Genomic DNA, 23,292 nt, shown 5'->3' with positions numbered 1-23,292 from the left:
TACATGCCTATACTCAACTTATCCCTTTGACTCGGATTAGTTGGAATCGGGGACGCGCGCTTAAGAAATTGTCACAAAGTCTGAATAGGCATCCTGTCGAATTTGGGCATACTGCCCCCTTGACCTAGGGAGAGGCCCATGCCACGGCGTTTAATCAAACGTTTCATGCCAGATCCGGCCCTGATCAGGGAACACAAGTCCTTACGATTTTTGGGCACCTTGCTGCATGACCCCAACCTCTGGCACCTCAATCGTCACTCCGTGGCCCGAGCGATGGCAGTAGGGATCTTTGCCGCTTTTATCCCTATGCCGTTTCAAATGCTGCTGGCCGCCTTCCTGGCGATAAACGTGCGCAGCAATATGCCGATATCTGTAGGGCTGGTATGGCTGACCAATCCGATCACCATGCCGCCGGTGTTTTATTGCACCTATAAGATGGGCGCCTGGCTGATGAATGTGCCTGCACGCGCCCTGCCTGATGAATTGACCTGGGAGTGGATCAGCGGCCAACTTTCAACCGTATGGCAGCCATTTTTACTGGGCTCTGTAGTTTGCGGCGTGGTGCTCGGGACTCTGGCCTACTGCCTGACCATGCTCTATTGGCGCTGGTGGGTCAGCCGAAAGTGGAAAAGCCGCAAAAACCAGCGCCAATAGAAAAGGCCCCGAAAAGGGCAATGTTGTTCACTTAAGAGCAACGCTACTCAAGTGTGGGAGCGGGCTTGCTCGCGATGGTCTTCAGAACGCCGCATTTACTCAGTAAATACGCGTCATCGTTTACGACCATCGCGAGCAAGCCCGCTCCCACAGAGGCAAAAATCGCTTAAGTGAACAACATTGCCCGAAAAGGGGCCTTTCTTATTTACCTGTGGGAGCGAGCCTGCTCGCGAAGACGCACTTCACTTGAGATCTTCGCGAGCAGGCTCGCTCCCACATCAGATATTACTGACGCATCCCGCGGCCGCTGACCAGCAGCTTGGCGCAGCCCAAGTACAGCACGATCGTTGCGACCACCATAAAGGTCAGCGCTACGCTGATCTTGATGTCCGAAACACCCAGAATGCCGTAACGGAATGCGTTGACCATATGCAGCACCGGGTTGGCCAGTGACACGCTCTGCCAGAATGGCGGCAGCAACGTGATCGAATAAAACACCCCCCCCAGGTACGTCAGCGGTGTCAGCACGAAGGTCGGGATAATTGAAATATCGTCGAAGTTACGTGCAAATACGGCGTTGATAAACCCCAACAACGAGAAGATCGTCGCCGTCAGCACCACGACCACAATGGTCAGACCCAGGTGATGCACTTGCAGGTGAGTGAAGAACAGCGACAGCAGGGTCACGATCAAACCCACGATCAACCCGCGCAAAATGCCGCCAACAGTGAAGCCGATCAGAATGGTGTGGGGCGAAACCGGCGAAACCATCAGTTCTTCAATCGAACGCTGGAACTTGGCGCCAAAGAAGCTCGACACCACGTTGCCGTAGGAGTTAGTGATGACCGACATCATGATCAGGCCCGGTACGATGTACTCCATATAGGTGAAACCACCCATATCACCGATTTGCCGACCGATCAGATTACCGAAGATCACAAAGTACAGAACCATGGTAATCGCTGGCGGCAGCAGGGTTTGTGGCCAGATCCGCATAAAGCGTCGAACTTCGCGGTAAACAATGGTGTTCAACGCAATCAGGTTGGGGCGCAGCTCCGAGCTCATATCGCCACCTTTGCCAGGTTTTTTTCGACCAACGACACGAACAACTCCTCAAGGCGATTGGTTTTATTGCGCAGGCTCACCACTTCGATGCTTTGCGCTGCCAGCTGAGTGAACAGGCCGGTAATACCCACGGCTTTGTCGACTTGCACTTCCAGCGTAGTGGCGTCGAGCAATTGACTCGGATAGCCGATCAACTGCGGAGTCGCATGCTGGGGATATTTCAAGTCGAGCAAAAAGGTCTCGACATGCAACTGGCCCAGCAGTTGGCGCATGCTGGTGTTTTCAACAATGATGCCGTGATCGATGATCCCGATATTGCGGCACAACTGCTCAGCCTCTTCCAGGTAATGCGTGGTGAGGATGATGGTGGTGCCCTGCTCGTTCAGCTCCGTGAGGAAGCTCCACATCGAGCGACGCAGCTCAATGTCCACGCCAGCAGTGGGCTCATCGAGAATCAACAGACGTGGCTCGTGCACCAGCGCCCGGGCAATCATCAAACGGCGCTTCATGCCGCCGGACAATGAGCGTGAAGGCGTATCACGCTTATCCCAAAGCCCCAATTGCGTCAGGTACTTTTCGGCACGTTCCTTGGCGACTTTCGCCGGGATGCCGTAGTACCCCGCCTGGGTCACAACGATATCAAACGTCTTTTCAAACTGGTTGAAGTTGAACTCTTGCGGCACCACGCCAATCGAGCGTTTAAGCGCGGCCGGATTACGATCAAGGTCATGGCCAAAGATATTCACCGTACCGCCGGTTTTGTTTACCAGGGTCGAGAGAATGCCGATGGTGGTGGATTTGCCGGCACCGTTAGGCCCGAGCAAGGCAAAAAAGTCACCTTCGGCAACATCCAGATCGATACCACTCAGGGCCTGGAAACCGTTGCCGTAGGTTTTGGTTAGCTGCCGTATGGACAGAGCGGAACTCATATCGGATTACGCACCAAGATGGGGAAAGGGGGAGGTATAAATAAGGGCGAACAGCCTGTAGGGCAAGTCCGACAAGGCCGTATGGTGCTTGGCCTCGCCGCACAAGTACAGTCGCCCGTATTAATAGTGGCTATTAAGTCAACGCGGTCATCACTGCATTTCGGTAGGCCGGACGCAGCTTCAGGCGCTCATACCAGGCAGCCAAATGCGGCAGGGCCGGGCGTTCGATGGGCATTTCAAACCAGGCATAAATGAAAGAGCCCAGCGGGATATCGCCCATGCCGATTTCATCACCGGACAAGTAGGGTTTTTCCGCCAGAGCCCGATCCGCAATAGCCAGCAACTCAGCGCAGGCGTTAATCGCAGCGTTAATGGCCACCCAGTCCTGCTGCTCGGCAGGCGTGCGCAAGACACCCCAGAACACCGTGCGAAAAACCCCGGCAAACGAGGTGCTGGTCCAGTCCATCCACTTGTCAGCCTGAGCCCGGACACGGGCATCGGTCGGGTACCAGGACGTGTCCGCCCCGTATCGGGCCGCGAGATAACGCACAATGGTGTTCGATTCCCACAGCACAAAACCGTCGTCTTCCTCGATCACCGGCACCTGGCCATTAGGGTTCAACGCCCGATACTCAGGGCTGTTGACGACGCCAAATGCACCGCCCGCCTCTACCCGGCTATACGGCAACGCCAACTCTTCGACACACCACAATGCTTTTCGAACGTTCGACGAATTCTTGCGACCCCACACTTTCAGCATGATCTGGCTCCTGATTGATAGACGCCGAAGGAGTCTACGCCGGGATGACGAACTCCGTCTCCAACGCATGGTCACTATCCTTACGACCCTGATCGAAAGTTGCGACTAAGCTCACAAGGGTGCACGCCCCTGGTTTCATGGAGGATTGAATATGCTGTTGTTGTGGATATTGGTTTTGATTGTTGGCATCGCCTATATGGCGCATCGACGCATCGCCCCCCTGACGACCATTGCCGTGGTCGCAGTGTATTTGCTGGCGATGGGTGTTATCGGCCATGTGCCGGGGTGGTTGCTGGTGATCCTTTGGCTGTTGCTGGCAGCGCCCACCGCTCTGCTGCTGTTACCAGACTTGCGGCGCAAACTGTTTACCGCCCCGTTATTCAACTGGTTTCAAAAAACCCTGCCGCCGATGTCGCAAACCGAGCGCGATGCGATAGACGCCGGCACGGTCTGGTGGGATGGCCAGCTGTTTAGCGGCCGCCCCGACTGGAACCAACTGCTGGCCTACCCCAAGGCCCAGCTCACCGAAGAAGAACAAGCCTTTATCGATGGCCCCACTGAAGAGCTGTGTGCGATGGTCAGCGACTGGGAAATCGGTCAGGCCATGGATTTACCACCGCACGCCTGGGCGCATATCAAGGAACATGGCTTCTTTGCCTTGATTATCCCCAAAGCCTACGGCGGCAAGGGCTTCTCGGCCTACGCCCACTCCCAGGTCGCGATGAAGCTGGCCACTCGTAGCGGCGACCTTGCTTCCACCGTGATGGTGCCCAACTCCCTGGGCCCGGCCGAACTGTTGCTGCATTACGGCACCGACGAGCAACGCAACCATTACCTGCCGCGCCTGGCCCGTGGCGATGACATCCCTTGCTTTGCCCTGACCGGCCCGCTGGCAGGCTCCGATGCCGGGGCAATGCCCGACACCGGGATTATTTGCAAAGGCCAGTGGCAAGGCGAAGAAGTCATCGGCCTGCGCCTGAACTGGGAAAAACGCTACATCACCCTCGGCCCGGTCGCGACCCTGCTTGGGCTGGCGTTCAAGGCCCACGACCCGGAGCACCTGCTGGGCGACAAGGAAGACTTGGGCATCAGCCTGGCCTTGATCCCCACCGATACCCCCGGGGTTGAGATTGGCCGTCGCCATTTGCCTTTGGGCGCAGCGTTCATGAATGGCCCGAACTCGGGCAAAGATGTGTTTATCCCGCTGGACTACTTGATCGGCGGCCAGGAAATGCTCGGCAAAGGCTGGATGATGCTGATGAATTGCCTGTCGGTCGGGCGCTCTATTTCACTGCCTGCGGTGGGCACCGGCGCCGCCAAGTTCACCAGTCTGGTAACCGGGCAATACGCTCAGGTGCGCGAGCAATTCAATGTGCCACTGGCCGCTTTCGAAGGTATCCAGGAAGCCTTGGCGCGCATTGGCGGCAACGCTTGGCTGATGGATAGCGCACGCATGCTCACCGCCAACGCGGTGGATCTTGGCGAAAAACCTTCGGTACTGTCGGCGATTCTCAAGTACCACCTCACCGAGCGCGGCCGCGAATGCATCAGCCACGCAATGGATGTTCACGGTGGCAAGGGCATCATCATGGGGCCCAACAACTACCTGGGCCGCAACTGGCAGGGCGCGCCGATCTTTATCACCGTGGAAGGCGCGAACATTCTGTCGCGCAACCTGATGATTTTTGGTCAGGGCGCCATCCGTTGTCACCCCTTTGTGTTGAAAGAAATGGCCCTGGCGGCGCGCGAAGACAAAGATCAGGCCTTGCTGGAATTTGACGCCCTGCTGCTCAAGCACATCGGTTTTGCGATCAGCAACAAAGCCAGCACCTTTGTCTTGAACCTGGGCCTTGGTCGTTTTGAGCATGTACCGGGCAACGCCTTGAGCCAGGGTTATTTCCGCGCACTGAACCGTCAGGCTGCCGCTTTTGCACTGCTCGCCGACTTGAGCATGATGCTGCTGGGCGGCGAGTTGAAACGCCGCGAGCGTTTGTCGGCGCGGCTGGGTGATGTGCTGAGCCATATGTACTTGGCCAGCGCTGCGCTCAAGCGTTATCACGACCTCGACTCACCTGCACACCTCGACCCGCTGTTCAAATGGGCCATGGAGGAAAGCCTGGGGCATGCCGAGCGCGCACTGGATGAACTGCTGAAAAACTTCCCAAGCCGCGTTCTGGGCTTTTTACTGCGCGGTGTGGTGTTTCCGTTTGGCCGACGCCATACCGGGCCTTCAGACGCACTGGATGCTGAAGTCGCGGCGGTACTGGGGCGTGCCAAAGGTGATCCAACCCTTGAGGCGGTGCTCGCGGGTTGCTATCGCCCGCAATCGCCGGATGACGCCGTGGGTGCTCTGCAGCATGCCTGCGACCTGCTCAACGAGGCGCGCCCGCTGCACAAAAAACTCCACGATGCGCTGAAAAGCGGTCAGGTCAAACCGGCGGCAGGAGAACCGTCCATCGATGCGGCGCTGCAAGCCGGGGTGTTGCAACCGGCTGAAGCCCAGACGTTGCGCACCGCAGAAGCCGCGCGTCGCAAGGTGATTGATGTGGATGACTTCTCCAAGGAGGAACTGAGCCACAGCGAAGGAAAGATTCGCTAACAGGACAACCGGCGCCGGGGGCTTTATACTCCGGCGCCCGTTTTGCTCTAGAGGACACCCGCAATGGCCACCAACGATCTGAACCACAACCTCGTCTTGCTCGACATTCTGCGCAGCATTCTGGTTGCTGTCGGTGACGCTGAGCAGATCCCTGAGGAAAGCCACGCGTTGTTTCTGGAACGCTTTGACGATATGCGCAGTTCGCTGCCGGTTGACCCGATCAACAGCCAGTATCTGGGCCAGGACATCATGTGCCAGGTTATCGAACGCTACCCACAGATCGCCCACCTCGTCCCGCGTGACCTGCTGTGGTACTTCGGCGGCGCCTGCTTCAACTTCCTGTCGGATGAGGAGCTGGACATGTATGAGGCGCTGGAAGAGCGTCGTCACGAAGCTGAACAGAACGATGAACCGTTCGACTGGAATCAGGAAAAACAGCTGATGGCGATGCCTGTGTCTGAAGACAGCCCGAAGCACTGATTGCCCTACTGAATATTCAAAGCCCACCCGGTTTACCTGGCGGGCTTTTTTTTTGCTACGGCCAAAACTCGAAAGCCCTGTAGCCGCTGCCGAGGCACGAAGGCTGCGCTCCTCAGCGGCTACAACCGCGAACGCCAAATTTCCAGGGTTGGTTCCTGCGCCAGTCGCTCCACCAGAAAATCGATAAACACCCGCATTTTTGGCGGCAGGTAACGCGAAGGGGCATGCAGCAACCATGCTCCGCCGTGGTAGGAAGCAATAAAACTCCACTCGGGCAACACTTGCACGACCTGCCCTTGTTCCAGCGCCTGGCGCGCCGTGAAATACGGCAAGCTTCCAATCCCTATGTGTTGCAATACCGCATCCAGTCGCACCCCGGTGTGGTTGGCCGCATAACGCCCGCGCACTCCAACGGTAACCGTTCTGGCGCCCTGTTTGAATTTCCATCGCGCATCGGCTGGTGTTTCCCCCAGATAAATACAGCTGTGCCCACGCAAGTCTTCAGGCTGCGTCGGCACCCCGTGTTCTGCCAGGTAAGAGGGCGTGGCACACAGCACATGCTCGATCGGGAACAACTGACGCCCCACCAGCCCTGGTGGCGGCTGGTCGGTAATACGAATACTCAAGTCAACGTTGTCATCAATCAGGTCGACATAGCGGTCTTCCAGAATCAATTGCACATCGACTTTTGGGTAGCACCGCAAAAACTCGGGCATATGCGGGTGAATCACATACCGCCCCACCGCCTTGGGCACGCTGACCCGAATCAGGCCTTCGGCACTCTGGGTAAAACGCCCACTGAGGTCCATCACTGACTGCGCAGCCCCCGCCACCTCACAGCAGCGTTTGAAGACCTCTTCACCCTCATCGCTCAGGCGTAATTTACGCGTGGTGCGTTGTAGCAAACGGATCGCCAGGGCTTTCTCCAGACGGGAAACACTACGACTGACCGCCGAGGGCGAAGTCCCTAGCTGACGCGCCACTTCGGAGAAGCTACCGGCCTCGACCACCTTCACAAACATCACCATTTCGGCCAGTAACGACACAGGTAGATTTATGCTCACAGCGCACAGGTCCATTGAAATTTAGGCGGATTATCACAATTGAGGCGCAACTCTATACTAAAAAAAGAAACCGACCAGGAAACCGCAATGACCCAACGCCTGTTTTTTACCGACGATGCACTGATTGCCGATATCAACGTGATCAGTTGCACCCCCCACGAAGACGGATTTGCCGTCACCGTGCAAGCCACCCCTTTTCATCCTCAAGGTGGAGGGCAGCAATGCGACCTGGGCCATATCGGTGACAGTGAAGTGGTCAAAGTGCTGCAAGAGCAAGACGCCATCGTGCATTACGTCAAACAGGTCGTAGCACTTGGCCCGGCCCGTGCGCAGGTGGACGCCCCCCGCCGCCACCTCAACGCTCGGCTGCACAGCGCCGGGCACTTGATTGGTGTGGTGGGGGAACAGGCCGGTTGGCTGCCGACCAAGGCACATCACTGGCCAGGCGAATGCCGTGTCAGCTTCACCCCCGGCGATGACGCTCAACCGTTGGAAGCGCTAGCCATCGAGCAACAACTTGAACGCTGGATCAGTGCAGACTTGCCGCGTCAGCTGAACCTCGACTCCCAGCAAAGGGCCATCAGCTTTGGCGACTTGCCGGGGTATCCGTGCGGCGGTACCCATGTGCGCTCGCTGGGTGAACTACAGGCTGTCAGTGTGCTGTCCGTGACCCTGAAAAAAGGCGTGCTCTCGGTTCGCTACCATCTCGATTAAGGGCTTTCTCTTGGCTGAACGTCCTTGAGTACGGCAAAGAAAACCCGATTAACCAAATCGCGGTCCATGTTCGCTCGATATACCGCGATGTAGTCGTCAGGGTTCCGGGCCTTGGCATACAGGGCCTTCTCACTCAAAAAACGCTGATCGGCAAATTTCAGATGCGCCACCTCAAAATCATTCACCGCAGAGCCCTGAGCCTTGTAGTGAACATGAGCAAACCATAATGGGCTGCCATCACGATCCTTGATGCTGAACTCTTGCAGGTAGTCCTTGCGTGGTCCCTTGAACAGATGCTGACGTGGCCCTTCAGCCGCGATACTCACCTCCCCCTGAGCCTTGAGGTATTCAACACCGGTACCGGTGGGCGGCAGTTTTTTAATCAGACTGATCCGCAATGCTCGTCCTTCCGCTCGTAAACGGAGGGCGCTGGCCTTGAGTTCGTGGCTCAACGTCGGCGTTGCGGTCTTGTCCTCCTGCTCCAACGCGGTAAATTCCGCACTGTCGGTGGCCACCACTTGATCAATTTTCTGAGCAATGTCTTCCAGCGAACGCGCCTTGAACTCCATGATTTCTTCAAGTTCGATCGGTATTTTTGAGGCCACTGCCCGCGCCCTGTTCTCCAGGATCGCGCCATCCACTCGCGCCAGCAAAGCCCTGCCGTCGATCATCAACCTCGACAGATTTTTACTTTGAGAGATCAATACCGGGATCGGTTGAGGTGTTTTGGTGGCGCTGATCGTCACCCACTCTCCCCTTTCAAGACGGCGATAGGAGGTCAAGGGCTGACGTCTGCCACCCTCCGCCTCTTCACCCACATCGACTATTTCGTCAGTGGCCCCTGCAGCAGGCTCTCGTATGGTTCCGACCAAGGTTGTGTTATCGGTGGTCTTGAAGAACTTTTGCCGCGACTTGCCAGCCGCGACCTTACTGCGCACCGGCTTCATCAGCCGGCTGGGCCCCGGCCTCGGTTCATCCAGTTCTGAGGATGAGCTTTCAGAGTCGCGAATCACCATGGCCAATTGGACTTCAGCAAATTTGCGCAAATACGTGACCACCTCACCCAGCCCGGCCAGATACTCATTTCTGAAATTCTCCGACTGCAGTGTTTGCAGGTTCAGGCAAATGCTTTCAACTTTGCGATAGGTTTTGATGGCGCTTTCAAGCAAGGAAAAGTGCTCTGGTGCATAACTTTCACCTTCCCGACGCAGGCTGATTTGAGACCAGGCAGTATCGACAAGTGAAATATCACTGATCACTTTGAACGCATGCTGCTCCTCAACGGTAACACCGGGGGAATCCTTTCTAAGCACCAGTTCGCTGAGGGTTTCCAGATAACGTACGACCCAGTTACGGGTAAACAAATCACGCATGGGCAACCGCAGTAACCGCAAGATTTCACTGTCTCTGGGCATTGACTCCTTGCGCAACTTGTTCAGAACTTCAAGTTGGTTGTCCGCTTGCTTGAACAGTCGTTTTTCCAGCGTTTCATTCAACCTGATCTCTTCAATCCACTGCAAGTAGGTTGCATTATCACCCGCCTTGACTGCGTCAAGCGCTTTCGTGCGAGCAGCGAAATACGTCGTACTTGAACCTCCCAACGGCAACGTTTTAAGTTGTTTTTCAAGGTAATCGTGCAATTTGAAATAGCGCCGACCCAACTGAGCCCAACCATCCTGTATTTGTTGGCTAACGCCCTGCACCGAGAGCTCCTCATCGAGTTTTGCCAACAGGCCCAACTTCTCCCGCACGCTGGTCGCCCACGGCTCAAGGTCTGCTTCATAACGAGTGACAAAGTCGGGTCGCAGTTCTCCGCCCGAATCCAGCAAATTTTCTGTCACCGTCAATGGGACCTCTAGCCGGACAGCCTGAAGCTTGAACTGCACAGCCCGCACCATAATGTCATCCAACATTTTGACTTTCTCATCGCGGGCTTGCTCAAGCCGCTTTTGCGGGCTTCCACCGCGCAGCCCCAGGCGCAAGTCCAGGTGCCACTGAGCGGGTTGATCACTGCGCAAACGCGGGCCGAACCGTTGCGGGTCTTGGGCATCCTGAATCACCAGCCCTTCGACCAGCCGCGTTACCCGATAGGCTTTGCCATCCAGCTGTACGTAGGTCTTGTCCTGAAATGTGATAAGGCCTTGCAACGGGCCAATTGCGATTTTTTGGCCACGGCTCAAGTCAATATCCACCGCAAAGGTATCCAGGCTTGCACGCTGACGTTGCGTCAATACCTGAGCCGGACTGAACCATGCAAAGTCCAGCGCCGAATGTTGTTGTGCGGCGCCGGGATCGCTCTCAGGCAGTTTTTGCGCAATCAGTGCCTTGACCCGTGGTGGTTCGACTGGCGTTGGCACTTGATCGTCAAAAATCGAGAACATCGGTTCATCAACAGGCGCTTTCAAGAGCCGTTGATCATTGGCCCGGGCATTGAGATTCAGGTGTGCATGCAACAACGCTTGGCTGATGTTAAACAGCACGTCGATAACCGTTTGCGTAAAGGCTTCCTTATCGCTTTGCTGAAGCTCCAGCAGGCCTGATTTCAGACTCATCAAGGTCTGAAAGATCCACGCTGCCTGTTGCCAGGGGCCCGTAATGAAAAACGTCAGGCCATTAAACACTGTCCATCCGCATTGCTTTAAAAGATTCCAGCGGCGCTCGGAGGTTGACACCGTATGCCTGTCGGTCAAGGTGACCAGTGCTGCGGCATGGTCCTTGAACATCGCTTCAAGGTAATCCCCCTCCAGATGCAGATTGCTCAGCATTGCCGGGCTACGGGGCAACAAACGCAAGAACCCTTCCAACAAAACGCCTTCCAGATGCGGGCGCTCAAACCCACCGTCGATGTAATAACTACGTGCAGCATCGTCGAGCCATGCCAGGACCTGGGTTTGCAACTCACCAGGCTGCTTGATGGCCGCCATCAGCGCCGTCCATGTGGGAAATTCTTGCAATGGCTCACTGACAAAAGGCATGTAAAGAATGAACGGGCCTGACTCAATCGTGCTGGAGCCGAAAACAAACATGGTTGATACAAAATCAACACTGGCACCTTCATAGGCATAAATGCCCAAGGGCCGAACACACAAGTGGCTGTTGCCGGTGGACAACTGCGCGTCCGGGCGAAGCATGCGCTGCAGCATTCGCCAACCAGCCTCGGTAAATCCGCACTCGCCCTTGATCTTTTTCTCCAGTGCGAGCATGGGCAATTGAATGCTCATCTGGGTTTTATACAGGGCCAATCGGCCGGTTGACTCGGTGGTGTCCTCGATCAGCTTTTGTTTGAGCAGTTCGATGTAACGAGTGCCAATATCCAGTTCATCCACCAGGTTTTTGACGTAGTCCACGCTCAACCAGCCCGGCAAAACCTCACTCTCCCGATCCGCAACATTCATCAGCGCTGAAGGTTTGCCACCGATATACGCCAATGCAAACTCGGTCAAAGGCATGGCTGTTTGGGCAACCTGCCCCAATGCAATGTTTTCAATGATCACTTCCTGGACAGTGATCTGCGTTACATCCACTGCAGATTGTGGGTATTGCGCCTTGATACGGGCCGCAAGCAACTGCTCAGCAAAAACAGGCAGCGCAACAATGCCCTCCAGAAACGTTTGCCCTTTGGTCCGCGAGTGCCAGATGACTTGCTTGATCATCAGTTTGCTGTAAGCCAACAGGTCCAACGCGCTGGCTTGCTTCAACCACAAGGGCAACCGGGACATGATGTGGTCGTAGTAAAGCCGCTGCGCCGGGCTGAAAAAAGGGAATACAGAACAGGCATCATCGAGAGTCAATACCAAGCGCTCCACGCTCCAGCGTTCAGCCTGGGCTCTTGGGCCTGTGACGCCAATGTCTTGAAGCTTTTTATCCAATAGGCTCAGAGCCAGGGCGGTAAAAAAATGACCTTCCGGCTCGTACAAGCTCCAGTCAAACACGCCCCCTGCACTCACACCTTGCACATACTGGCTCAAGGAAGCCCCGAACGACTGCAAGGTGTCGTGCAGCTCAACCCCTTTGTCTTGCGAATAACTCAAGATCAGCAATCGATCTGTCATTTGTCGCGTCACCAGCATCATGCCTGGCAGTTGAACAAAGCCGGAAAGGTTGTTTGGAGTGCTTTCAACAGCAACCAGATAAGCATGCAAAGGGGTTTCAGCGCTGACTTGTAGACGCTCGGCCTTGTCGGGAAAGCTAACCACCACGGCCAGGGCAGCAGCCTGTTCATTCGAGAGTGCCGAACCTCGAGCTGAATTGGGTACGAAGCTGCTCACACCCGCCTGCAAGGCCCGCTTCAACCACTCAACCGGGCTGATGTTGCCTGCACTGTTCTCGCTCCAATACCGGGCCAGTGCGTGTTGATACGCTGTAATCAACAACGCAGCACAGTCGTTGATCATTACCTGCACTTGCGCCATGTCCACGCTCAGCAGGTACAGGTCTTCGACATCATCATCGGCGACCAGATAGTGGACGCCCTGTATCAGGCGAACCGGCTGTGCGTCGATATAACCCTGAATCATCACATCCACGACGGGCATATATCGAAAACGGGGGGAAAGGCTGGCAGATTCGGTCTCGAAAAGATCCGGATAAGGGATGGGTTCAACCAGCTTGAGCTGGCCGACGTGCACATCCCTGGAAGGGTATTTCTCTAGCCACTGCTCTTTGAACAGTTGAGCGATTACGCCTTGAAAGCTGGGGTGCGGCGCAAATGTCCGGGCGGCAAAACTGCTTATGCCAAGATCGCGCGGCATCAGGTCGGGCGTTGACGAGTGTGTGTTCATGGGCTGTCCATTGCGTTAGTCATCACAGAGCGGTCGGGCCCGAACTTGAACGCCCAGGCCAAACCTTTGCCGGTGATTAAATCCAATGAACATTTTTCAAAGGTGGTAACAGGATATTTGGCTTAAGACAAAAACAACCGTAGGGCCAGGGCCTTGTCCAGCTTCGCGCGGTACACCTGGATGTATTCATGCGCGGTCCTGGCTTTGGCGTAGAGCCCTTGCTCACTCCAGGTACGCTGCTCGGCCGTTTTCAGATGCGCCACTTCAAAGTTTTCGGCAGGGGTTTGCGACTCTGCGTAATGGAAGTGGGCAAACCATAACGCCTTGCCGTCCTTGTCGTTGATGGCGTACTCCTGGAGATAATCCTTGCGCTGGCCTTTGGCTAAATGCCGCCTCGGCCCTGCCCGGGAGACCGTGACATCCCCTTGAGTGTGCAAATATTCGACGTTCGGCCCCGTCGGCGGCAGTCGCTTGATGATCTGAATACGCAGGCTTCTGCCTTCGTTACGCAACTGTACAGCGCTGGACTTAAGCTCGGCACTCAGCGCCAGTACCACAGTTCTGCGCTCATCGGTCAACGACTCGCTCTCGACTGGAGTGGCCATGACTATTTGCTCGATCTGATTGGCCACGTCCTCCATGGACTCAGCCTTGTAGACCAGGATTTCCTCGATTTCCACCGGGATTCTCGAGGTGGCGGCGCTCTCCCGGTTATCCAGAATCGCGCGGGTGAAACGCCCCAGCAACATCCGCGCATCGGCTTCAAGTTTAACCAGGTTTTTGCTGTGAGAGACCTGCAGGATCGGCGGCCGGGTACTGCCAAACTCCTCCCATTCGCCGCTTTCGACCTGGCGATAAGAGCGGAAATTCAGACCATCAATACCTTCGCTGACATCGACAATTTCGCTGTCAGCATCAGAGACCGGTTCGCGCTTGATACCGACCAACGTCTGTTTTCGCGTGGTTTTTATGATCTTCTGCCGCGGGTTCGGCAACCTGGCAGTGCTGCTCGGTGCGCCAGCCAACCGACTTGGTCCTGGCCGAGGCTCATCCTGCTCCGAGGACGAGCTTTCAGACTCGCGAATCAGTGATTCCATTTGGAACTCTGCAAAATCTCGCAGATGCCGAATCACGCTCATGGTATCGATCAAATACTCATTGCGAAAATGCTCTGAACCCAGCTCCATCAAGTTGCGGCAAACCCCCTCGGCCGAGTTGTATTGCTGGATGGCATTGTCAAAAAAATCCAGATGCTCATTGCTGTACAGGACGTCATAAAAGCGCATGTGTATCTGAGACCAGGCAGTTTCTGCCAGCGTTCCTTGCCCAAACATATCGAAGGCAAACTGCTCTTCAGGCATCAGATCAGTCGCATCACGCCGTATCAACAACTCACTCAGAGTTGCCAGATACACCGCTCCCCAGTGACGATCAAAGTACTGGCGCCGGTAGACATCGCTAATACTCTTCAGCGCACTGTCTTTTGGTAAAGGTCGTTTCAGGATTTCGGTGATCGCCGCACTTTCGTAGACCGAATTTTTAAACAACCGTGCTTCAATCTGCTGTGCATCTTTTAATTTCGTCACCCATTGCTCATAAGCGACGCTCGATCCCGATTTTATATCCTCCACCAGCTCAATCAGTTCCGGGATATAGGTGCGCCGGTCATTGGTAACAGGTAATGCCCGCAGTGCTTCCTCCAGAAAATTCTGCAACATGAACAGTTTCATCACCAACTGTATCCACGTTTCCTGGACTCGCTGTTCATAGGCGGCAACAGGAAATATTTTATTGCATTTGGTGTTGATCCTTATAAGTTCCAGCATCCCTTTTCGCCACAAGCCGATTTCGGTTTCAAGACGCTCAAGCAGTGGCCCTTGCCGGTCAGGATTGTTTTTGAGCAGTTCTTCGGTGAGCACCAGCACCGAGTCGCGCTTTTTAAGGTCAGCCAGTAAACGCGACTCCTCCTCGAAGAGTGCCGCCAGCTTCAGGTTTTTATCATCACGCAACGCTTGAATACGCTTTTTCGGCCCGCCACCACGCAACCCCAATCGCAGATCAAGGACCCACTGTCCCGAGGCGTCCTGCCTAAGAGGCGGCCCGAGCCTTTGCGGCTGTAAATTATCCTGCAGCACCAGACTGTCTGCCTGGCGAGTGACGCGGTAGGCCTTGCCGTCCAGCCGTATAAAGGACTTGCCCTGATGCTGGATCACGCCTCTCAAGGGCCCCGTTTGCATGGGTGTTTCGCGGCTCAGATCAACGTCCGCCACAAACGTCTCCAGATGGATGCGCTGGCTATCGGTCAGCTGTAGCGAAGGCCCGAACCAGGAGAAGTCCAACGTTGAAAAACGGTCGAGGTCCTCAAACTCGGATACCTTTCTCTGCCTCAGAGGAGCGGCTTCCGGGGCCGCTACTGTCGCGGGCTTTTCATCCTCGCTCAAGGTGAACATCGGCTCATCAATGGGAGCTTTGCGGCGCAACCCATCATTGGCCTGGGCTTTAAATCGCAGCCCCTCATGCAGTAACGTCAGACTGATATTGAGCAACAGATCAATGATTGTTTGCCTCGCGGCTTCTTTATCACCGTCTATGCGGGCCTGTAAGCCACTGTGAAGACTGATCAGGGTTTGAAAGAGCCAGGCAGCTTTTTGCAGGGGGCCGCTGACAAAAAACGTCAAACCGTTAAACACATCCCATGCATAACGCTTGAGCAAAACCCAGCGACGCTCTGAGCGTGACACGGTCTGCCTGTCTGACAGGGTGATCAGGGCTTCGGCATTTGCCTGGAACAGTGCTTCGAAAATATCGCCTACTACGTATTGAGTACTTAGGGTGGCCGCACTGCGCGGTAAGAACGCCAAAGCCCCTTCCAGAATTACGCTTTCCAGGTGTGGCCGTTCAAAACCACCATCGGCGTAAAAACCGCGCGCTTCATCATCAAGCCAGGCCAGCACCAGTTCTTGCAATTCACCGGGCTGCTTGATGGCCGCCATCAATGCAGCCCACGTAGGGAACTCCAGCAACGCATCAGCGGCAAAGGGTCGATAAAGCACAAAGGGGCCAATCTGGATGTCACGCGATCCGAATACAAACATGTTCGCGACATAATCCACCCCGGCCCCCTCGTAGGCGTGAAAACCCAATGGCCTGACGCATAACGATGCCGGATCAAAATTGAGCAGGTGATCAAGCATCTGCCAGCCGTTATCCGTGAAACCAGCCTGCCCTCTGATCTTTTTTTCCAGCGCAAGCATGGGTAATTGAGTACTCAACTGGCGCTTGTACAACACCTGACGCCGCGCCGATTCAACCCGATCATCAATCAGCAGGCGTTTGAGCAATGCGATGTACTGGCTGCCAATATCAAGCTCTTCCAGCAGGCCTTTTACGTAACGCGAGGTCAACCAGACAGGTACGGGCTGCCCCCCTTGAATACTCACGGTCATCAGCCCCGCCGGTTTGCCGCCGATGTATTTCAGCGCAAACTCAGTCAGTGGGATGACCTCTTCCGTCAGTAACCCCAATTGCAGGTTTTCGATCGACACGTCATGGATCTCGACTTTCGATACATCCAGCGTTGAATGCGGCTGGTCCCGCCGAATCCGCGTGGCAAGCGTCTGAACGGCGTATTGCGGCAATAATGCAATGTCGTCCAGAAAAGTTTGGCCCCGGCTCTGCATTTGCCCGTTCGCTTGAGCGGCCATCAGCTTGCTGTAAGCCAATTGCTCCTGGCCCGTAGCCTGCTGGAGCCACAGCGGTAGTTTGGACATCACCCGTTCGAACTCGGAGCGCTCTTGCTGGCTGAAAAACCCAAACATTCCTCCCGCAGCATCCAGCGCTAGTTCCAGTCGCCCTACACTCCAGAGCTGCTCCTGAGCGGTTTGCCCTAACTGGGCCAAGTGCCGTAATTGTTCATCCAGCAGCGTCAGTGCCAGGCTGGTAAAGAGATTTCCGTCCGGCTCTTGCAACGACCAGGTAAATGACGGCCCCATGAGTGTCCCTTGCAAGCGTCGGCTCAAGACGCCAGCAAACTGCTGCATTGAGTCAAACACCTCGACTCCGCGGCTCAGCGAGTAACTGAGGATCAACAGGCGATCTGACATTTGCCGTGTAATCAAAACCGTTCCGGGCAACTGGAAATTCAGTGTCTCCGTTGCCTGGACACACTGAATATTGACCAGCCAGGTATGCAACGGGGTTTCTTCGGCCATTTTCGAGCGGGCCGTTTTATAGGGGAAATGTGCTGCGACGGCTAATGCTGCCGACTGTTCATTAGGCAAGTCCAACAATGGGATGGTTACGTGCAGCCCCACCTGCAGGACCTCCTGCAACCATTGAAACGGGCTGATGGACAGGGGATTGGCTTCGCTCCAGAACTGTGCCAACGCCTGCTGATAGACATCAACCACCAACGGCGCGCAGTCATTGACCAGTTTTTGCACCTGCTCCAGATCAACCGGCAAGGGCTGCGGGGCCAGCACTGTCAAGTCAGTGGTCAAGCGATGAAAGCCCTTTATCAGGCTTACGGGTGTGGCATCGATATAGCTTTGCATCAGCACGTCAGCCAGTGCCATAAACCGAAAACCATGGGGTTGGTTCGCAAGCGGCTCGGCTATCCAGAGCACCGCACTGCCAGTATCAAGGTTCGGATACTGATCTTGCAGCAGGCTCTTGAAGAGCTGGGCAATCACGCCTTGAAAGGTGGGGCGTAGAGCAAAGTCATGCTCGGCAAAACTGCCCAGCAGCGAGTAGCGGGCAATCAAGTCAGGCGTTGAAGAGAGTGTTTTCATGGCCAATCCATTGTTTGAATCACAAGAGGCGGCCTGGCTTTTAACGAGTGTGTCTGCCAAACCTGATCTCGCGATTCAACGCAATGCAGCGACCTGCAAGGTAGTAGCCGGATATATGGCGCTAAGCGCTGACGCGACGACGCTGAACAAAACGATCGACATAGTCATCGGCAGGCGTCAGCAGAATGTCCTGTGCGGTGCCCACCTGAACCAGTTGCCCGTCCTTGAGGATGGCGATGCGATTGCCGATGCGCAGCGCCTCGTCCAGATCATGGGTGATAAAAACGATGGTCTTTTGCAGCGTGCGTTGCAGCGCCAGCAATTGATCCTGCATCTCGGCCCTAATCAATGGGTCAAGAGCACTGAAGGCTTCATCCATCAGGATGATATCGGTGTCAGTCGCTAGTGCCCGCGCCAGCCCGACGCGCTGGCGCATACCACCCGACAGCTGGTGAATAAAGGCCTGTTCATAGCCTTGTAGCCCTACAACCGACACCCAGTGTCGCGCCCGCTCATCGCACCGGACCTGGGTTTCGCCCCGCACCTTGAGGCCATAAGCGACGTTTTCCAAGACGTTGCGATGGGGTAGCAGGCCGAAATTTTGAAACACCATGCTGATTTTGTGTCGCCGAAAATGGCGCAAGGCAGGCATGTCGTACTCAAGAATATTCTCTCCATCCACCAGAATCTGGCCGCTGGTAGGGTCGATCAAACGGTTCAAATGCCTGACCAGCGTGGATTTCCCCGAACCGGACAGGCCCATGATGACAAACACTTCACCGGCGCGAATCGACAGCGACAGATCGTTGATACCAATCACACAGCCGGTTCTGGCCAACACCTCATCCTTGCTCTTGCCATCCCGGATCAGTGCCAGCACCTCCTTCTCGCGGTTGCCGAACACCTTGAACACGTTACGTACTTCGATCTTGTTGATCGCCACTTCACTCATTGTTGGCCTCCATGCCGAGGTCGGCCATACGCTTGGGTTATACGGTCAATGACCACTGCCAGAATGACGATAGCCAATCCGGCTTCCAGCCCTTTGCCAACATTGAGGGTTTGAATGCCCACCAGCACATCCTCGCCCAGGCCTCGGGCACCGATCATCGAAGCGATCACTACCATCGACAATGCCATCATGGTGGTCTGGTTGATACCGGCCATGATGCTGGGCATGGCCAATGGCAATTGCACGCCAAACAACTGCTGCCAAGGGTTGGCCCCAAAGGCGTTGATCGCCTCCATCACTTCACGGTCAACCTGACGCAAGCCCAGATCGGTCAGACGGATCAGCGGCGGTACGGCATAAATCACCGTGGCGAAGATTGCCGGAACCTTGCCCAGACCAAACAGCATCAGCACCGGAATCAGGTATACGAAGCTGGGCATGGTCTGCATGATATCCAGCAGCGGTATCAATACAGAACGCAGGCGGTTGCTACGTGCCGCCAGGATTCCCAGAGGGATCCCCAGCAATACCGAAATAACCGTGGCCACCATCATCAGCGCCAGGGTTTGCATCAACTTGTCCCACAGACCAACCGCGCCCACCAGAAACAGCAGACCGACAATCAACAGCGTGCCGAGAATTTTACGCGTGGCATGCCAGGTAATCGCGCCAACGATGGCCAGCACCAGCCACCAGGGCGTTATGCGTAGCAGATGCTCGAGATTGATGATGGCCCACAGCAGCGTTTCGGAGATGTGCCGGAACACATCGCCGTAGTTGCTGACCAGCGCATCGACCCCGTCATTGACCCATCCAGCGATGGAAAACGTCAGATTGTCAGGAAACATGCCGTGCTCGTGTTCAATGGGTTAGTTGGACTTGAGCGCTGCATCGACTTTTTCAGCCGCTTGCGGGGTCACCCAGGCATGCCAGATTTGCGGTTGTTCGCGCAAAAAGGCTTCGGCGGCCTTACGCGGCTCGGTGCGTTTCTCGCTCATCTGGGCCAGGGTCGTGTTGAGCAACTCAATAGGGAAATCGACCTTTTGATAAAACTCGACCAATTGCGGGTATTGGGCTTTGAAAGGTGCTGATACGCCAATCGCCAGCTTTGCCGGTAATGAGCGCGTGCCCTTGGGGTTGGGGTTGTTGACGTCAGCCAGGGTCTTCCAGGCTTCGGCGTCAAAGGCTGGTTCTTCGAGCTTGATCAATTTGTAGCGCCCGATCAGCGGGGTCGGTGACCAGTAGTAGAACAACACCGGCTTGCCACGACGAATCGAGGAGCTGACTTCGGCATCCAGCGCCGCGCCTGATCCGGTGCGGAAGTTGACGAAATCCTTGTCCAGCCCGTAAGCCTTGAGCTTCTGGCTGTTCACAGTTTCGGAGGTCCAACCGGTAGGGCTATTGAGGAAGCGACCACGAGTCGGGTCTTCCTGATCGCGAAACACTTCTTTGTAGCGGGCCAAATCATTTACCGACTTCAAGTCCGGGGCCAACGCCTTGATGCCTTTTTCCGGGTCGCCCTTGATCACATATTCGGGCACCCACCAGCCTTCACTGGCGTTCTTGACGATGTCTCCCAAACCGAAAACCTTGCCCTCGGCTTCAGCCTTGATCCACACGGGGCTGCGCCCGGCCCACTCTTCGCCAATGACTTGAATGTCATTTTTGGCCAGGGCGGCCTCCAGGCTCACGGTGCTGCCGGGCAAGGTGTCGGTTGCAACGCCGTAGCCTTTTTCGGTGATCAGGCGCAGCACTTCAGTAATCAGGCTGCCGCTCTCCCAGGTAATGTCACCGAAGTGAACCGGCGCTGCCGAGTTGTCGGCCAGCACCGGCTGCGTGAGAAGCAAAAACGCCAATAGCGGCCCGCCGAGCCACTTCTTCACATTGTTCATACAGATTCTCTTGTTGATCCGCCCAAGAGGCGTGATTAAGCAAGTAGCATTTCCTTGCGCGCACTCAACAGTCGGGCAAATGAATCCCCGCCACACCTGTAGCGTAGCCGCTGAAATTCAGATAGCGATTCAGAGCACACCGAACGGATGCTCGCTGGAAAATAGAAACGCAGAAACGCAAAAAGCAGCCCTAAGGCTGCTTTCTGTGTGTTTTTTGAAACTGCGTAGCTCCAAAAAACAAAATTTGGAGCGGGAAACGAGACTCGAACTCGCGACCCCGACCTTGGCAAGGTCGTGCTCTACCAACTGAGCTATTCCCGCAATAATGGCGTCCCCTAGGGGACTCGAACCCCTGTTACCGCCGTGAAAGGGCGGTGTCCTAGGCCACTAGACGAAGGGGACGTTGCCCGAAACATACAAGTACGTTTCAGTGCCAGATCACCAACAAAAGCTGATGTCTTGGCTTTCACTCAACTTCGCCCGAGAGCAAAGCTGCTTAAAAATGGAGCGGGAAACGAGACTCGAACTCGCGACCCCGACCTTGGCAAGGTCGTGCTCTACCAACTGAGCTATTCCCGCAATGGCGTCCCCTAGGGGACTCGAACCCCTGTTACCGCCGTGAAAGGGCGGTGTCCTAGGCCACTAGACGAAGGGGACGTTGCCCGAAACATACAAGTACGTTTCAGTGCCAGATCATCAACAAAAGCTGATGTCTTGGCTTTCACTCAACTTCGCCCGAGAGCAAAGCTGCTTAAAAATGGAGCGGGAAACGAGACTCGAACTCGCGACCCCGACCTTGGCAAGGTCGTGCTCTACCAACTGAGCTATTCCCGCAATGGCGTCCCCTAGGGGACTCGAACCCCTGTTACCGCCGTGAAAGGGCGGTGTCCTAGGCCACTAGACGAAGGGGACACGCTACAACTTCACTGGTTACATGCGTTTGGCTGTTCGCTTTACGCTGCAATTGGCGCGCATTCTAGGGATGGATTGGAAGGTCGTCAACCCCAATATGAAAATATATTGAAATCAATGACTTCCCGACTATTAAGGCATTTTCGTACATAGGCGCAAGCCAAGCTCCTGGCGCCTATATTCCGACACCCTACAAGGCGCTATGATTGCCGGGCCTCAGTGATGGCAGTTTGCTGCACATCGATCCTAAGCCTCTATATAGTCAGGCTGGCAGATCTCACCGAGACAGCGCATCCACACCCAGAAGAGGTTTTAACGTTGACGCCTTCCATGATCGCCCTGCTTGTCGTCGTCGGGATCGCACTATTGATCGCTATCGTCTACATGAACCATGTTGTGGAAAACAACAAACTGGAAAAAGCTCGCCTCAAGGTCGAGTTCAACGACCGTATACGTCGCTGCAGCGAGGTCAACGAGACCTTTCCCGGGCAACTGATGTCACCTGGCCTCAAGCTGCTGCTGACACGCCTTGAGCTCAATGCGACACAGCGCCTGCTGCTCCTGCAAAAATCCAGCGCGGCGCTAAAAGCCCAGGTAACCGAACTCAATGGGCTGATTGCCAAAGGCGAGTCGATACCTGTCAACAACCCGCCGAATCCTATCCTGACTGAAGCCAAAGCCAAGGACGTGCGCTTTTTGCTTGAGACCCTGCACGGTCAGATTACCCGGGCGGCCAAGGATGGGTATTTACCGACCAACGAAGCCAAACAGTGGATCAAGGAGATCCGCCACCTGCTGGTCGTTGTGCATATCGAATTTTTTAACAATCTGGGCAAAATCGCCCTGCAGAAGGACCAGCCAGCACAAGCACGCTTGGCCTTTGAGCGCGCCGTGCAGTACTTGCGCAAACAGCCGGTACCCGCCATGTACAACGCTCAGATAAAGGATTTCGAAGCGCAACTGGCACGCGCCAACGCACAGGTGCTGAGCACTCTTGAGCCGACTACGGAAGAAGTCAACGAATTGACCGAAGGCCTGAAAACAGACGACACCGATGCTGACTGGAAGAAAAAGTCCATCTACGACTGAGGCATATGTGCAGCTGCTACGAAACACTGGCCCACGCGAAATCACGCAGATCATTGCGTGCAGTAGGGCCAAGGAATTCGATGCTCGACCCAGGACAGGTCAGAGGGGCAAACATATAAAGGCAGCCCTTGGGCTGCCTTTATATTTGACGTCAGGCTACCGGATTGATCGGCTTTTCCGGGTACCACACGTCCAACAGCGGGCTAACTTCAACGCTGCTCAGCTCTGGGCGCGCTTTCAACCAGGATTCAACAGCTGCACGCTGTTCTTCGCTGACCGAGCCACGCTTTTGCAGGCAAACCAGACCGTAGTCGTCGCCGCCAACATAACCCAGGCCGTTAGCTTCCATGGCTTCAGCCAGGAAAGCTGCCAGGAATGCATCGATAGCCTCTTCCGACAGGTCTTCTTTGAAATCCAGGTTCAGCTCAAAACCCAACTCCTGAAATTCATCAACGCACAGTTTTTTGCGCAGACGCTGGGAACGATTAGTAGCCATTGAACAATCCTCTTAAGTAATAACGGGCGGCACTTTAGCAGTTTAAGAGAACCCTTGCCCGGTTCCGTGCGAACGGTTCATCGTTTTCTATACTTAAACCGCCAAACCCGGCAAC

General features: G+C 55.4%; 15 protein-coding genes and 6 tRNA genes. 5 read left to right on the top strand and 16 right to left on the bottom strand.

What is annotated here, in order from left to right; all coding sequences use genetic code 11:
• Positions 1–138: 138 nt before the first annotated feature.
• Positions 139–654 (top strand): DUF2062 domain-containing protein, encoded by a 516-nt coding sequence (locus U5A05_RS06650; RefSeq protein WP_261741337.1) that lies wholly within the window; start codon positions 139–141, stop codon positions 652–654.
• Positions 655–939: 285 nt separating this feature from the next.
• Here U5A05_RS06650 and U5A05_RS06645 read toward each other — a convergent pair whose 3' ends face one another.
• The 3 genes from U5A05_RS06645 to U5A05_RS06635 all read right to left on the bottom strand — a co-directional run bounded on the left by U5A05_RS06645 (position 940) and on the right by U5A05_RS06635 (position 3,408).
• On the bottom strand, positions 940–1,719 hold the full coding sequence (locus tag U5A05_RS06645; protein ID WP_261741336.1) for an ABC transporter permease: 780 nt from the start codon (positions 1,717–1,719) through the stop codon (positions 940–942).
• The gene (locus tag U5A05_RS06640) at positions 1,716–2,648 is read right to left on the bottom strand and encodes an ABC transporter ATP-binding protein (RefSeq protein WP_261741335.1); all 933 of its coding nucleotides are present in this window, start codon (positions 2,646–2,648) and stop codon (positions 1,716–1,718) included. The genes U5A05_RS06645 and U5A05_RS06640 overlap by 4 nt, the downstream gene beginning before the upstream one ends.
• A 133-nt stretch (positions 2,649–2,781) precedes the next feature.
• Positions 2,782–3,408: a glutathione S-transferase family protein gene (locus tag U5A05_RS06635; RefSeq protein ID WP_261741334.1), complete on the bottom strand. Its 627-nt coding sequence runs from the start codon at positions 3,406–3,408 to the stop codon at positions 2,782–2,784.
• A gap of 151 nt (positions 3,409–3,559) precedes the next feature.
• Between U5A05_RS06635 and U5A05_RS06630 the strand changes: the two genes are divergently transcribed.
• Together U5A05_RS06630 and U5A05_RS06625 are read left to right on the top strand one after the other, a co-directional pair.
• Complete coding sequence (locus tag U5A05_RS06630) at positions 3,560–6,007, top strand: acyl-CoA dehydrogenase (RefSeq protein ID WP_321835976.1); 2,448 nt, start codon at positions 3,560–3,562, stop codon at positions 6,005–6,007.
• Positions 6,008–6,070: 63 nt separating this feature from the next.
• Positions 6,071–6,487, top strand: a complete 417-nt coding sequence (locus U5A05_RS06625; protein ID WP_261741332.1) for a PA2817 family protein — start codon at positions 6,071–6,073, stop codon at positions 6,485–6,487.
• Positions 6,488–6,606: 119 nt separating this feature from the next.
• Here the strand turns inward: U5A05_RS06625 and U5A05_RS06620 are convergent, their stop codons facing one another.
• Entirely contained in the window at positions 6,607–7,551 is a 945-nt protein-coding gene (locus U5A05_RS06620; protein ID WP_321835975.1) for a LysR family transcriptional regulator, read from the bottom strand.
• Positions 7,552–7,638: 87 nt separating this feature from the next.
• On the opposite strand from U5A05_RS06620, the gene U5A05_RS06615 reads away from it, so the two are divergent.
• A complete protein-coding gene (locus U5A05_RS06615) occupies positions 7,639–8,265 on the top strand; it encodes an alanyl-tRNA editing protein (RefSeq protein ID WP_321835974.1) in 627 nt (208 codons plus the stop codon).
• Here U5A05_RS06615 and U5A05_RS06610 read toward each other — a convergent pair.
• From U5A05_RS06610 to U5A05_RS06560, 11 genes are all read right to left on the bottom strand, one after another.
• Positions 8,262–13,046, bottom strand: a complete 4,785-nt coding sequence (locus U5A05_RS06610; protein ID WP_321835973.1) for a dermonecrotic toxin domain-containing protein — start codon at positions 13,044–13,046, stop codon at positions 8,262–8,264. The two genes, U5A05_RS06615 and U5A05_RS06610, sit on opposite strands and share 4 nt — an antisense overlap.
• A gap of 122 nt (positions 13,047–13,168) precedes the next feature.
• Complete coding sequence (locus U5A05_RS06605) at positions 13,169–17,836, bottom strand: dermonecrotic toxin domain-containing protein (protein WP_321835972.1); 4,668 nt, start codon at positions 17,834–17,836, stop codon at positions 13,169–13,171.
• 121 nt (positions 17,837–17,957) lie between these two features.
• Complete coding sequence (locus U5A05_RS06600) at positions 17,958–18,788, bottom strand: quaternary amine ABC transporter ATP-binding protein (RefSeq protein ID WP_321835971.1); 831 nt, start codon at positions 18,786–18,788, stop codon at positions 17,958–17,960.
• Positions 18,785–19,636 carry an ABC transporter permease gene (locus U5A05_RS06595; protein WP_321835970.1) on the bottom strand — a complete coding sequence of 284 codons (852 nt, stop codon included), beginning with the start codon at positions 19,634–19,636 and terminating at the stop codon, positions 18,785–18,787. Before U5A05_RS06595 ends, U5A05_RS06600 begins: the two co-directional genes overlap by 4 nt.
• Before the next feature lie 21 nt (positions 19,637–19,657).
• Positions 19,658–20,680 carry an ABC transporter substrate-binding protein gene (locus U5A05_RS06590; protein ID WP_321835969.1) on the bottom strand — a complete coding sequence of 341 codons (1,023 nt, stop codon included), beginning with the start codon at positions 20,678–20,680 and terminating at the stop codon, positions 19,658–19,660.
• A gap of 245 nt (positions 20,681–20,925) precedes the next feature.
• Positions 20,926–21,001, bottom strand: a tRNA-Gly gene (locus U5A05_RS06585).
• A gap of 5 nt (positions 21,002–21,006) precedes the next feature.
• Positions 21,007–21,082 (bottom strand) — tRNA-Glu (locus U5A05_RS06580).
• A 101-nt stretch (positions 21,083–21,183) separates the two neighbouring features.
• Positions 21,184–21,259: transfer RNA gene (locus U5A05_RS06575), tRNA-Gly, on the bottom strand.
• A 2-nt stretch (positions 21,260–21,261) separates the two neighbouring features.
• Positions 21,262–21,337: transfer RNA gene (locus U5A05_RS06570), tRNA-Glu, on the bottom strand.
• Positions 21,338–21,438: 101 nt separating this feature from the next.
• Positions 21,439–21,514, bottom strand: a tRNA-Gly gene (locus U5A05_RS06565).
• A 2-nt stretch (positions 21,515–21,516) separates the two neighbouring features.
• Positions 21,517–21,592: transfer RNA gene (locus tag U5A05_RS06560), tRNA-Glu, on the bottom strand.
• A 330-nt stretch (positions 21,593–21,922) separates the two neighbouring features.
• Between U5A05_RS06560 and U5A05_RS06555 the strand changes: the two genes are divergently transcribed.
• Positions 21,923–22,681 carry a hypothetical protein gene (locus U5A05_RS06555; protein ID WP_261741324.1) on the top strand — a complete coding sequence of 253 codons (759 nt, stop codon included), beginning with the start codon at positions 21,923–21,925 and terminating at the stop codon, positions 22,679–22,681.
• Positions 22,682–22,832: 151 nt separating this feature from the next.
• Here U5A05_RS06555 and U5A05_RS06550 read toward each other — a convergent pair whose 3' ends face one another.
• Positions 22,833–23,177: a YggL family protein gene (locus U5A05_RS06550; protein ID WP_261741323.1), complete on the bottom strand. Its 345-nt coding sequence runs from the start codon at positions 23,175–23,177 to the stop codon at positions 22,833–22,835.
• Positions 23,178–23,292 lie beyond the last annotated feature (115 nt).

This window comes from Pseudomonas kulmbachensis, assembly GCF_963681935.1.
GTDB classification, from domain to species: Bacteria; Pseudomonadota; Gammaproteobacteria; order Pseudomonadales; family Pseudomonadaceae; genus Aquipseudomonas; species Aquipseudomonas kulmbachensis.
The sequence above is the reverse complement of the archived record's forward strand: the minus strand, read 5'-3'. Positions and strand labels throughout refer to the sequence as shown.